Genomic DNA, 13,245 nt, shown 5'->3' on the forward strand with positions numbered 1-13,245 from the left:
GGCCTGGCCGGTGCCGGGGAAGCGCCGACCTGGCGTCGCCCGCAGTCCCCTGCGGGCGGGGTGTTTCTCTCATCTGCAGAAACCGTACGGCACGGCGAGCGGACCCGACAGCCGGATCACCCGGCCGCCATTGCCCCCGCACATCTTCTTCACGCCATGCCTCCAGCTACGCGCGTCGCGGTGCGCCGGGGCCCGCGACCACGCGTGGGAACCGGGAGCGCGCCGGGGACGGGGAACACCGCGTGGGTTCCCCGCCGCCAACTGCTCGCCGTTCGCGGCTCGCCGCTCAGAGCGTGGCGAACGCCGCCTCGATGATGTCCAGGCCCTCGTTGAGCAGGTCCTCGCCGATGACCAGCGGCGGCAGGAAGCGCAGCACGTTGCCGTACGTACCGGTCGTCAGTACCAGCAGGCCCTCTTGGTGGCACGCCTTGGCGAGCGCCCCGGTGGCCTGCGGGTTGGGCTCCTTGGTGCCGGACTGCACCAGCTCGATCGCGATCATCGCGCCGCGGCCGCGGACCTCGCCGATGATGTCGTACTTCTCCGCCATCGCCGCCAGGCGCGGCTTCATGACCTCGCCGATCCGCCGGGCCTTGGCATTCAGGTCCAGCTCGCGCATGGTCTCGATCGAGCCCAGCGCCGCGGCGCAGGCGACGGGGTTGCCGCCGTAGGTGCCGCCCAGGCCGCCCGCGTGCGCGGCGTCCATGATCTCGGCGCGGCCGGTGACCGCGGCCAGCGGCAGCCCGCCCGCGATGCCCTTGGCCGTCGTGATCACGTCCGGGACGATGTTCTCGTCCTCGCACGCGAACCACTGGCCGGTGCGGCAGAAGCCGGACTGGATCTCGTCCGCGACGAAGACGATGCCGTTCTCCTTCGCGAAGTTCGCGATGGCGGGCAGGAAGCCCTTGGCCGGCTCGATGAAGCCGCCCTCGCCGAGCACCGGCTCGATGATGATCGCCGCGACGTTGTCCGCGCCGATCTGCTTGGTGATCTGCTCGATCGCCTGGTCGGCGGCCTCCCGTGCGCAGTTCTCCGGACCGGTCAGCCAGCGGTAGGGGTAGGCGACCGGCACCCGGTAGACCTCGGGCGCGAAGGGCCCGAAGCCGTTCTTGTACGGCATGTTCTTCGAGGTGAGCGCCATCGTCAGGTTCGTCCGGCCGTGGTAGCCGTGGTCGAAGACGACGACCGCCGTGCGCTTGGTGTACGCGCGGGCCACCTTGACGGCGTTCTCCACGGCCTCCGCGCCGGAGTTGAAGAGCGCGGACTTCTTGGCGTGGTCGCCCGGGGTCAGCTCGGCGAGCAGCTCACAGACCTCGACGTACGGCTCGTACGGCGTGACCATCGCACAGGTGTGGGTGAAGTCGGCGAGCTGCGCGGTGGCGCGGCGCACCACGGCCTCGGCGCTGTTGCCGACCGAGGCCACCGCGATACCGGAACCGAAGTCGATGAACGAGTTGCCGTCCACGTCCTCCAGGACACCGCCGCCCGCGCGCTTGGCGAAGACGGGCAGCACGGCGCCGACGCCGTTGGCGACGGTGGCCTGCTTACGGGCCCACAGCTCCTGGGACTTGGGGCCGGGGATCGCGGTGACGACGCGACGCTCCTGGGGGAGGGCGGGGCCGCCGGTCAGTTCGGTCATGGCAGTCTCCTGGGGGTGGCACGGGACCTGACAAGGGTTTGTTCTCGCAGGCTAGGGGCGGGCGGCGGGGTCTGGCATGTTCCGTTCGGGAGAAGTGCGCGTGTTGCGTTGTCCGCGCCGGACATAGCACCGGTGTACGGCCAGTAGATTGTGCGGCGGTGCGCCCGTCCGTGGCCGGTACGGGGCGCGCGCAGGCGGCAACGACCCAGCGGGTCTTGGCTCAAGGGGGACAAGGGGCACCGGATGGACACCGAGGGCAGGCACGACGCACCGCACACCGCTTCCCGGCCGCCGGCCGGCGCGGACCGACCCGACCCCGCCGCACCGCACCCCGCGGTGCCGCCCACGCCCCCGCCCGTCGCGGCGCCCGTCGCGCCGGTGGCCGTCCCGCCGCCGCCCGCCGCCCCGCCCGCCCTGCCCGTGCCGCCGCCCGCCAAGCCCGCGACGCCGCCCGGCGCTCCGGAGCCGCCGCTGCTGGGCTGGCTGCGCGCACCACGCCCGGCCGCCCCGCCCGGCGTCTGGACGTACGGGCACCGCCCCCGCGCCGCCGAGCAGCCCGACCGGGTGCCCGCACGGCAGCTGATCAGCGGTGCGGTGATCAGCTTCCTCTGCGGCTGGCTGCTGTGGTCACTGCTGTGGAACGGCTATCTGGGCCCCTACTGGATCTGGCCGGTCAGCGTCCTCGCCCCCGACGCGTGGATCGCCGGGGAGACCCCGGGCGACCGGATCGCCTTCGCCATCGCCTCCCAGCTCTACTACGCCCTGTGGATCGGCGGCATCGCCGTCGTCTTCGGCCGTATCGGCCGCTGGCCCGAGCTCGGCCGCCGCTTCCTGATGCCGCTCGTCCGGCGCGCCCGCGACCGCGTACCGGCCGCGGAACCCGCGCCGGCCGAGGACCTGGCGCAGTGGCCCGAGCTGCGCGCCCACGGTGCGCCGGACGCCGCCGACCGGCTCGCCGCGGAGGCCCGCACGGGCCGGATGAACGATGTGGACGTGGCCCGGATCGGGCGCGCCTGGCATTCGGTGCGGGCCGGCCGGCACTCCCTCGCCTCCTTCACCGACACCGTGCTGCGCAACGGCGCGGCGGCCTGCGCGCACCCCTCGGGGCGGCGCGATCTGGCCCGCCGCACCGCCCACCACGACCTGCTCGCCCACCAGGTCCGGATCGGCACTGCCGCCGACCACCCGCGCAACCCCTACCAGCACCGCGGCGCCGGCTGCGCCCTGGAGCCGGACCTGCTGGGCACCTCCCTGCTGGCCGTCGGCCCCTCCGGGAGCGGCAAGACGACCCGGCTGGTGCGGCCGGTCGTGGAGTCGATGTGCCTCCAGTCGCTCGCCGGCCGGTGCGCGGTCGTCGCCGTCGGACCGGCCGGTGCCGACCTCGGCCCGGACGACGCCTTCGACCGGGTGGTCAGGATCGGCCGCCCCGGCCCGGAGCACGACCTCGACCTGTACGGCGGCACCACCGACCCGGACGAGGCGGCCGGCATCCTGGCCGAGGCCCTGGTCGGCGACCTCGCCGAGCAGCTGCCCGGCGGCGACAGCCGGCGCGCGGCGACCGCCCTCGCCCAGCTCCTGGGCCCCTTCCGGGGGGCGCACGACCGCTTCCCCTCGGTGCCGGAGCTGCGCGAACTGCTGGACGGCGCGCCGGAGGCGGTGGCCGCGCTGCGCACCGCCCTGGAGAGCACCGGCGCACTCACCCTGGTGCGCGAACTCGACGCCCGCACCCGGCAGTCGGCGCGGGCCGGCGATGTCGGGGTGCTGCTCGCCGACCGCATCGCCCTGCTGGACCGGCCCGCCTTCGCCGCCTTCTTCGACCCCGAGGGGGGCACCCGGCAGGTTTCGCTGCGCGAGCTGGACCGCCCGCTGCGGATCCGTATCGAGCTGCCCGAGCGCGGCCACGCCGAAGCCTCCCGGATGCTCGCGCGGCTGGTCCTCGCGCAGTTCACCGAGAGCGCGGTGGCCCGCACCGACCGCTCGCTCTTCGCCTGCCTGGTCCTCGACGAGGCCGCGCACACCATCACCGCCGAGGCGCTGCGCGGCCTCCAGCGGCTGCGCTCGGCGAACGCCGGCGCGGTGCTGACGCTGCGTTCCCTGGACGACGTCCCCGACGCGCTGCGCAGCGCGCTGCTCGGCGCGGTCGGCTGCCGGATGGCGTTCGCGGGCGTGACGACCTGGGACGGCGCGCGGTTCGCCGAGGTGTGGGGCAAGGAGTGGGTGGAGACCCGCGATGTGACGGACCGGCAGATCATCGCGGTGGGCGCCGGGATGAAGGCGTTCCACCTCTTCCGCCACCTGATCACCGGCAAGGCGGCCACCGCCAAGGCCGTCACCGTCCGCACCGTCGAACGCGAACGCTGGTCCGCCTCCGACCTCGCCAACTCCGTACCGGCCGGGCACGCGGTGCTGTCGGTGACCTCGGTACGGGGCGAGCACGCACCGCCGGTGCTGGTGGACCTGCGGCCGTGAGCGGGACCGGCCCCCTCGGGGGCCGGTCCCGCCCCGCGGCACGCCCGGCCGAGCCCTTCCGGTACCCCCGGATCCGCCGGTGCCGTACCCCGGTTTCCTCCGTTGAGGCAGAATCGATAGCAGTCGTTCATACGGGACGGCGCAATCATCCCGGCAGTGCCGCCGCCCGCCCCACCGGGCGGCGCCCGCCGCCCTGACGTCGTCATCGAAGGTCCCATGCCGCATACGCTCGCTTCCCTGGTCAACCACACCGCGCTCAAGCTGACGGTGCTCGCGGGCGAGGACCGGCTGGACGTCCCGGTGCGCTGGGCACACGCCAGCGAGCTGATCGATCCGGTGCCCTACATGGAGGGCGGCGAGCTGCTGCTCATCACCGCGCTCAAGCTGGACGCCGAGGACCCGGACGTGACCCGCAGATATGTCCGGCGGATCGCGGAGGCCGGCGTCGTCGGGCTCGGCTTCGCGATCGGCGTGAACTACGAGGACGCCCCGGACGCGCTGGTCACGGCCGCCCGGGAGGCGGGCCTGCCGCTGCTCGGGGTGCCCCGCCGGACCCCGTTCATCGCGATCAGCAAGGCCGTCTCGGCCGCGGTTGCCGCCGACCAGTACCGCGCGGTGACCGCCGGATTCGAGGCGCAGCGGGAGCTGACCCGGGCGGCGCTGAGCGCCGAGGGCCCCGCCGAGCTGCTGGCCCGGCTCGCCGCCCACCTCGACGGCTGGGCCGCCCTCTACGACGCCTCGGGCGCCGTACTCGCCGCCGCCCCCGACTGGGCCGCGCGCCGCGCCGTCCGGCTCGCCGACGACGTCGGCCGGCTGCGCGAGCGGCCCGCCCCGGCCAGCTCCGTCGTCAGCGACGCGGCCGGCGACGACCGCGTCGAGCTCCAGGCGCTGGGCACCGGCCGCCGGGCGCGCGGTGTCCTCGCGGTCGGCACCGGCGCCCCGCTCGGCACCGCCGAGCGCTACGCCGTGCACTCCGCCGTCGCGCTGCTCACCCTCACCACCGAGCGCTCCAAGGCGTTGCAGGACGCCGAGCAGCGGCTCGGCGCGGCGGTGCTGACGATGCTGCTGGCGGGGCAGCCGGACCATGCGCGGGCGGTGGCCGGCCAGCTGTACGGCGGGCTGCTCGACGCCCCGTTCCGGATGGTGGTGGCCGAATCGACCACCGCCGAGGACGCGGCCGCCCCGGCCCCGGCCGGCGCCCCGCCGGCCGTCCTGGACGCGCTCGGCGACGCGATGGACTCCGCGGCGGCCCGGACCGGTGAGGCGGTGCTCGCCGTCCCGGACGGCACCCGGCTGATCGCGCTGGTCGCGGACGGCGGGGCCGCCGCGCGCGCCTGCGCCGAGTACGCGGCCGCCGCCGAGGCCCGCTTCGAGGCGCCGTCGCGGGCCCGCGGGCGCGTGGCGCGGGCCGAGGCGGGGCGCGGCGGCCCGCCGATCGCCGTCGGCCTGTCCGCGCCGACCGGCCCGGCCGCCGCCGCGCACGCCTACCGCCAGGCCGAACAGGCGCTGTCGGTCGCCCGCCGCCGCAGCCGCGCACTGGTCGAGCACGAGGACGTGGCGGCCGGTTCGGTAGTGCCGCTGCTCGCCGACGACGCGGTACGCGCCTTCGCCGACGGGCTGCTGCGGGCGCTGCGCGAGCACGATGCGACCGGCCGCGGCGATCTCGTCGCCTCACTGCGCGCCTGGCTGTCCCGGCACGGCCAGTGGGACGCGGCCGCCGCCGACCTGGGCGTGCACCGCCACACCCTGCGCTACCGCATGCGGCGGGTCGAGGAGATCCTCGGCCGCTCACTGGACGACGCGGACGTCCGGATGGAGCTGTGGCTGGCGCTCAAGGCGACGTCGGTGCCACCGGGGGAGTGAGGCGCGGACCGGCCCGAGACGCCCGGCACCCCGCGCGAAGGCCGTCCGCCCGCCCGCGTCCCGCGCGAGCGGCGGGCCCTTCCACCGCGGAGAGACCCGCGGTCCGATTTCTACGCTTCGGACAAACGCCAGGGCGCCGCCGCACCCCTACGGTGGGGGCAGCAGAGCTGCCGCCGCAGTGCCATGCGTACCACCCCACCACTTCTGAAGGGCCGGGATCCACTGTGCCGATCCACGATGATGCAGCCCCCACCGCCTTCTGGCTGGCCGGCCGCCAGGCCACCGGCGAGGCCACCTTCGATGTCACCTCTCCCTGGGACGGGCGTCTCGTCGGCACGGTGAGCGTCCCCACCGAGGCCCAGGTCGAGGAGGCCATCGCCGCCTCCGTCGCGGTCCAGGACGAGTTCGCCGCGACCCCCGCGCACGTCCGCGCCGCGGCCCTGGACCACGTACAGCGCCGCCTGGTGGAGCGCACGGAGGAGATCGCCCAGCTGATCTCCGCCGAGAACGGCAAGCCCGTCAAGTGGGCGCGCGGCGAGGTCGGCCGGGCCGTCTCCGTCTTCCGCTTCGCGGCCGAGGAGGCCCGCCGCTTCAACGGCGGCGAGGCGCAGCGCCTGGACACCGACGCGGGCGGCGCCGGCCGGCTCGCGCTGACCCGCCGCTTCCCGCGCGGCACGGTCCTGGGCATCGCCCCGTTCAACTTCCCGCTCAACCTCTGCGCCCACAAGATCGCCCCGGCCATCGCGGCCGGCGTCCCGATCATTCTCAAGCCGGCCCCGGCCACCCCGCTGTCCGGCCTGATCCTGGGCGAGCTGCTGGCCGAGACCGAGCTGCCGGCCGGTTCCTGGTCGGTCCTGCCGGTGCCCAACGACCGGATGGCGGCGCTGGTACAGGACGAGCGGCTGCCGGTGGTCTCCTTCACCGGCTCCGAGCAGGTCGGCTACGCGATCCTGGACTCGGTGCCGCGCAAGCACTGCACCCTGGAGCTGGGCGGCAACGGCGCGGCCGTCGTCCTGCCGGACTTCTCCTCCGAGGCCGACCTGGACCGGGCGGCGCAGCGCATCGCCACCTTCTCCAACTACCAGGGCGGCCAGTCCTGCATCTCGGTGCAGCGGGTGATCGCCGACGCCGCCGTCTACGACCGGCTGCTGCCGAAGATCGTCGCCGCCGTCGAGGCGCAGGTCACCGGCGACCCCTCGGACGAGGCGACCGAGGTCGGCCCGCTGGTCAGCGAGGCCGCCGCGCAGCGCGTCGAGAGCTGGGTGGACGAGGCCGTGCAGCGCGGCGCGCAGCTGCTCACGGGCGGCAAGCGGGACGGCGCCTCGTACGCGCCGACCGTGCTCGCGGACGTGCCCGCCGACGCGACGCTCGCCTGCGAGGAGGTCTTCGGCCCGGTGCTCACCGTCCGCAAGGTCGAGGGCGAGGCGGCCGCGTTCGAGGCCGTCAACGACTCCAAGTACGGCCTCCAGGCAGGGGTGTTCACCCACGACGTGCAGGCCGCCTTCCGCGCCCACCGCGCGCTGGAGGTCGGCGGCGTGATCATCGGCGATGTGCCCTCCTACCGCGCCGACCAGATGCCGTACGGCGGCGCCAAGCAGTCCGGCGTGGGCCGCGAGGGCGTCCGCTTCGCGATGGAGGACTACACCTACGAGCGGGTCCTGGTCCTGACCGGCCTGGCCCTCTGAGACCCACCGCCACCCGACCGGCCCGGCCCGGTGGACAGCGACGGGCCGCCGTGCGGGCGGCCCGTCCCCGGCCCGGCCCCCTCGCGGCGCGCTTCGGAACCCCGTTCCGGAGCGCGCCGCGACGCGTTACGGGCCGCTGCGGTCCGCCGGCCGCCGCCGCGGGCGGGCGCGCCGCCGCCCCGCTCCGATCCGTCCCGCCGCACCACTGGTGCAACCCGCGCGAATCGGGTAACCCTCACAAGTAGCAGAGTCCGGCGTCGACCGGCCCGCCGGTACAGACGGCCGATCACCCGATCCGCGGCGAGGTGAGCTCACGATGACCGCTCCGACCACCCGCAACGTTTCCGAGCACGAGGCCCGGCAGGTCGCCGAGGCGGCCCGGGAGCGGGGCTGGCGCAAGCCCAGTTTCGCCAAGGAACTGTTCCTGGGGCGCTTCCGGCTCGACCTCATCCACCCGCACCCGGCCCCCGCGGCGGAGGACGTACGGCGCGGGGAGGCGTTCCTGGCCGCGCTCCGGACCTTCTGCGAGACGCAGATCGACGGCGCCCGGATCGAGCGCGAGGGACAGATCCCGGACGAGACCGTGCGCGGGCTCAAGGAGCTCGGCGCACTCGGCATGAAGATCGATACGAAATACGGCGGCCTCGGGCTCACCCAGGTCTACTACAACCGGGCCCTCGCCCTGGTCGGCTCCGTCAGCCCCGCGACCGGCGCACTGCTCTCCGCGCATCAGTCGATCGGCGTACCGCAGCCGCTGAAGCTCTTCGGCACCCAGGAGCAGAAGGACACGTTCCTGCCGCGCTGCGCCCGTACGGACATCTCGGCGTTCCTGCTGACCGAGCCGGACGTCGGCTCCGACCCGGCCCGGCTGGCGACCAGTGCCGTTCCGGACGGCGACGACTACGTCCTGGACGGCGTGAAGCTGTGGACGACCAACGGCGTGGTCGCCGACCTCCTGGTGGTGATGGCCAGGGTGCCGGCGTCCGAGGGCCACAAGGGCGGGATCACCGCCTTCGTGGTCGAGGCCGATGCGCCGGGCATCACCGTCGAGCACCGCAACGCCTTCATGGGCCTGCGCGGCCTGGAGAACGGCGTCACCCGCTTCCACCGGGTCCGCGTCCCCGCCGCGCACCGCATCGGCCCCGAGGGCGCCGGTCTGAAGATCGCCCTCACCACGCTCAACACCGGCCGGCTCTCGCTGCCCGCGATGTGCGTCGGCTCCGGCAAGTGGTGCCTGAAGATCGCCCGTGAATGGTCCGCGGCCCGTGAGCAGTGGGGCCGCCCGATCGCCGAGCACGAGGCCGTCGGCGGCAAGATCTCGTTCATCGCCGCGACGACCTTCGCCCTGGAGGCCGTGGTCGAGCTCGCTTCCCAGATGGCGGACGAGAACCGCAACGACATCCGCATCGAGGCGGCGCTGGCCAAGCTCTACGGCTCCGAGATGGGCTGCCTGATGGCCGACGAACTGGTCCAGATCCGCGGCGGCCGCGGCTTCGAGACCGCCGCCTCGCTCGCCGCCCGCGGCGAACGCGCCGTCCCGGCCGAGCAGATGCTGCGCGATATGCGCATCAACCGCATCTTCGAGGGCTCGACGGAGATCATGCACCTGCTGATCGCCCGCGAGGCGGTGGACGCGCATCTGTCGGTCGCCGGCGATCTCATCGACCCCCGCGCGTCCCTCGCCGACAAGGGCCGGGCCGCGGCGAAGGCGGGCGGCTTCTACGCCCGCTGGCTGCCCACGCTCGTCACCGGACCCGGCCAACTCCCGCGCACCTACCAGGAGTTCGGCCCACTCGCCGGTCATCTGCGGTATGTCGAACGCGCCGCCCGCAAGCTCGCCCGCGCCACCTTCTACGCGATGTCCCGCTGGCAGGGCCGGATGGAGACCAAACAGGGCTTCCTCGGCCGGATCGTCGACATCGGCGCCGAGCTCTTCGCGATGAGCGCGGCCTGCGTACGCGCCGAGCACCTGCGGGCCACCGGCGACCACGGCCGCGCGGCCCGGCAGCTCGCCGACGCGTTCTGCCGCCAGTCGCGCATCCGCGTCGACGAACTCTTCGGCCGGCTGTGGACCAACACCGACGACCTCGACCGCAAGGTCGTCGCCGGTGTCCTCGGCGGCGGCTACACCTGGCTGGAGGAGGGCATCCTCGACCCCAGCGACGACGGCCCCTGGATCGCCGACGCCACCCCCGGCCCCAGCGCGACGGACTCCGTACACCGTCCGATCCGCTGAGCGGACGGCCGGACCGGCGGCCCGTACACACGGCCGCCGGGTCCCCCGCGGGGGTCGCCGGACCGGCCGTGCGGTCCGCCCGGCCGGCCCCGGACCACCGGCCGGCCGACGCGGTGCTCCCGGCACCGTGCCGACCGGCCACAATGGACCGCATGACGGACTCCCTCGCCCACCCGCACCTGCGCTTCGAGCCGGCTCCCAGCGAGCCGGGAACGCCGCGCACCCTCGTGATCCTCGGGTCGACCGGTTCGATCGGCACCCAGGCGATCGACATCGTGCTGCGCCATCCCGACCGCTTCCGGGTGACCGCGCTCTCGGCGGCCGGCGGCCAGGTGGAGCTGCTCGCCCGGCAGGCGCACCAGCTGCGGGTGCACACCGTCGCGGTGGCCCGCCCGGAGGCGGTACCGGCGCTGCGCGAGGCGCTCACGGCGCAGTACGGCGCGGGCGAGCCGCGGCCGGAGATCCTGGCGGGCCCCGACGCGGCCACCGAACTGGCCGCCTCCCCCTGCCACACCGTCCTCAACGGCATCACCGGCTCCATCGGACTCGCCCCCACCCTCGCCGCCCTCAAGGCGGGCCGGGTGCTCGCACTGGCCAACAAGGAGTCGCTGATCGTCGGCGGACCGCTGGTCAAGGCCGTCGCCGCGCCGGGCCAGATCATCCCCGTCGACTCCGAGCACTCCGCGCTCTTCCAGGCCCTGGCGGGCGGCGCCCGCGCCGAGGTCCGCAAGCTCGTCGTCACCGCCTCAGGCGGCCCGTTCCGGGGCCGTACGAAGCGGGAGCTGGCCGGGGTCACCCGCGAACAGGCGCTGGCGCACCCCACCTGGTCCATGGGCCCGGTCGTCACCATCAACTCCGCGACCCTGGTCAACAAGGGTCTGGAGGTCATCGAGGCGCATCTGCTGTTCGACGTCCCGTTCGACCGCATCGAGGTCGTCGTCCATCCGCAGTCCTATATCCACTCGATGGTGGAATTCACCGACGGCTCCACCCTCGCCCAGGCCAGCCCGCCCGATATGCGGATGCCGATCGCGCTCGGCCTGGGCTGGCCGCAGCGCGTCCCGGCCGCCGCACCCGGTGTGGACTGGACGAAGGCCCACACCTGGGAGTTCTTCCCGCTCGACGAGGCGGCCTTCCCGTCCGTCCCGCTCGCCTGCCACGTCGGCTCTCTGGGCGGCACCGCCCCCGCCGTCTTCAACGCGGCGAACGAGGAATGCGTGGCCGCCTTCCTGGCCGACGGGCTGCCGTTCACAGGGATTGTGGATACGGTCGCCGCAGTGGTCGCCGAGCACGGGACACCCGCGCGGGGAACCTCCCTCACGGTCGCGGACGTCTTGCAGGCGGAGACCTGGGCGCGTGCCCGCGCCCGCGAACTGGCCGCCCGAGCGGCACGTACACCTTCGGAGGCACGCGCATGACGGCATGGATGACCATCCTGGGCATAGTCGTCTTCGTCGTCGGTCTGCTGTTCTCCATCGCCTGGCACGAGCTCGGCCATCTCTCCACGGCCAAGCTGTTCGGTATCCGGGTGCCGCAGTACATGGTGGGCTTCGGACCGACGCTCTTCTCCCGGAAGAAGGGCGACACCGAGTACGGCATCAAGGCCGTGCCGCTCGGCGGCTACATCCGCATGATCGGCATGTTCCCGCCGGGCGATGACGGCAGGCTCCAGGCCCGCTCCACCTCGCCGTGGCGCGGCATGATCGAGGACGCCCGCTCGGCGGCCTTCGAGGAGCTCCAGCCGGGCGACGAGAAGCGGCTGTTCTACACGCGCAAGCCCTGGAAGCGCGTCATCGTGATGTTCGCCGGACCGTTCATGAACCTGGTCCTCGCGGTCGTGATCTTCATGAGCGTGCTGATGGGCTTCGGCATCAACACCACGACGACCCAGGTCGGCGCGGTCCAGGACTGTGTCGTCGCGGCCTCCGCCAAGACCGACAAGTGCCCCGCGAGCGCCAAGGACTCCCCGGCCAAGGCCGCGGGCCTGAAGGCCGGCGACAAGATCGTCTCGTTCAACGGCCGGGCCGTCCCCGACTGGGGCACCCTCCAGGACCAGATCCGCGACACGACCGGGCCCGCGACGCTCGTCGTCGAGCGCGACGGCGCGCGCAAGACACTCCACGCCGACCTCATCGAGAACAAGGTCGCCAAGACCGACGGCCACGGCGGCTACGTCCCCGGCCAGTACGTCTCCGCCGGCTTCCTCGGCTTCACCCCGGCCAGCGGCATCGTCCAGCAGTCCTTCGGCCAGTCCGTGGACCGGATGACCGGCATGGTCCAGCAGGGCGTCGAATCACTGGTCAACCTCCCCGGCAAGGTCCCGGACCTGTGGAACGCCGCCTTCAACGGCGGCGAGCGCAAACAGGACTCCCCGATGGGCGTGGTCGGCGCGGCCCGGGTCGGCGGCGAGGTCTTCTCCCTCGACATCCCGCCGCAGCAGCGGGTGGCGACCATGCTCTTCCTGGTGGCCGGATTCAACCTCTCGCTCTTCCTCTTCAACATGCTGCCGCTGCTGCCGCTGGACGGCGGGCACATCGCCGGCGCCCTCTGGGAGTCCGTCCGCCGCTTCCTGGCCCGGGTGGTCCGGCGTCCCGACCCCGGCCCCTTCGACGTGGCCAAACTGATGCCGGTCGCCTACGTCGTGGCGGGGATCTTCATCTGCTTCACCCTGCTGGTGCTGGTCGCCGACGTGGTCAATCCGGTGAAGCTGACCGGCTAGGGCAGGGCCTGGCGCACCGCTGGCCGAAACCCGCTGGTCCGTCGGGGTGACGGCCGGGCGGCTCACGGGTGACCGTTGGTCCGTCCGGCCGCGGTTCTCCCGTCGCGGCGGGGCACGATGTGCCGGGGGCAACCCCGGTGACGTAATCTCGATGGCCGGAGCCCGCCGTTCTCGGGACCATGATCCACACCTTGGGGTTGCTCGCCAGATGACTGCCATTTCGCTGGGAATGCCGGACGTACCGACCAAGCTCGCCGACCGCCGGGTCAGCCGCAAGATCCAGGTCGGAACGGTCGCCGTGGGCGGAGACGCACCGGTCTCGGTGCAGTCGATGACGACGACGCGGACGTCCGATGTGGGGGCGACGCTTCAGCAGATCGCGGAGCTGACGGCGTCGGGGTGTCAGATCGTGCGGGTGGCGTGTCCGACGCAGGACGATGCGGACGCGCTGGCCGTGATCGCGCGGAAGTCGCAGATTCCGGTGATCGCGGATATCCACTTCCAGCCGAAGTACGTGTTCGCGGCGATCGATGCGGGCTGTGCGGCGGTCCGGGTGAATCCGGGGAACATCAAGCAGTTCGATGACAAGGTCCGGGAGATCGCGAAGGCGGCGTCGGAGGCGGGTACCCCGATCCGG

8 protein-coding genes are annotated in these 13,245 nt (G+C 73.7%); 7 read left to right on the forward strand and 1 reads right to left on the reverse strand.

All coding sequences use genetic code 11. The features are described 5' to 3' along the window. Positions 1-286 precede the first annotated feature (286 nt). Positions 287-1,636 carry a 4-aminobutyrate--2-oxoglutarate transaminase gene (gabT, locus tag IH09_RS29790; protein WP_052860626.1) on the reverse strand — a complete coding sequence of 450 codons (1,350 nt, stop codon included), beginning with the start codon at positions 1,634-1,636 and terminating at the stop codon, positions 287-289. A 243-nt stretch (positions 1,637-1,879) separates the two neighbouring features. Here gabT and IH09_RS29795 point away from each other — a divergent pair, with 243 nt between their 5' ends. From IH09_RS29795 to IH09_RS29825, 7 genes are all read left to right on the forward strand, one after another. After that, positions 1,880-4,105 (forward strand): type IV secretory system conjugative DNA transfer family protein, encoded by a 2,226-nt coding sequence (locus IH09_RS29795; RefSeq protein ID WP_052860627.1) that lies wholly within the window; start codon positions 1,880-1,882, stop codon positions 4,103-4,105. Between the two features lie 216 nt (positions 4,106-4,321). Then, positions 4,322-5,968 (forward strand): PucR family transcriptional regulator, encoded by a 1,647-nt coding sequence (locus tag IH09_RS29800; protein ID WP_052860628.1) that lies wholly within the window; start codon positions 4,322-4,324, stop codon positions 5,966-5,968. Positions 5,969-6,192: 224 nt separating this feature from the next. Then, positions 6,193-7,653 (forward strand): aldehyde dehydrogenase family protein, encoded by a 1,461-nt coding sequence (locus IH09_RS29805; RefSeq protein WP_052860629.1) that lies wholly within the window; start codon positions 6,193-6,195, stop codon positions 7,651-7,653. 316 nt (positions 7,654-7,969) lie between these two features. Continuing rightward, positions 7,970-9,889: an acyl-CoA dehydrogenase family protein gene (locus IH09_RS29810; RefSeq protein ID WP_052860630.1), complete on the forward strand. Its 1,920-nt coding sequence runs from the start codon at positions 7,970-7,972 to the stop codon at positions 9,887-9,889. A 152-nt stretch (positions 9,890-10,041) separates the two neighbouring features. Continuing rightward, the gene (dxr, locus tag IH09_RS29815; protein ID WP_052860634.1) at positions 10,042-11,307 is read left to right on the forward strand and encodes a 1-deoxy-D-xylulose-5-phosphate reductoisomerase; all 1,266 of its coding nucleotides are present in this window, start codon (positions 10,042-10,044) and stop codon (positions 11,305-11,307) included. Continuing rightward, entirely contained in the window at positions 11,304-12,608 is a 1,305-nt protein-coding gene (locus tag IH09_RS29820; RefSeq protein ID WP_052860631.1) for a M50 family metallopeptidase, read from the forward strand. The genes dxr and IH09_RS29820 overlap by 4 nt, the downstream gene beginning before the upstream one ends. Before the next feature lie 208 nt (positions 12,609-12,816). Beyond that, on the forward strand, positions 12,817-13,245 hold a 429-nt coding region (locus tag IH09_RS29825; protein WP_190233447.1), incomplete at its 3' end, for a flavodoxin-dependent (E)-4-hydroxy-3-methylbut-2-enyl-diphosphate synthase.

The organism is Streptomyces celluloflavus (assembly GCA_000720995.1).
Classification (GTDB): domain Bacteria; phylum Actinomycetota; class Actinomycetes; order Streptomycetales; family Streptomycetaceae; genus Streptomyces; species Streptomyces celluloflavus.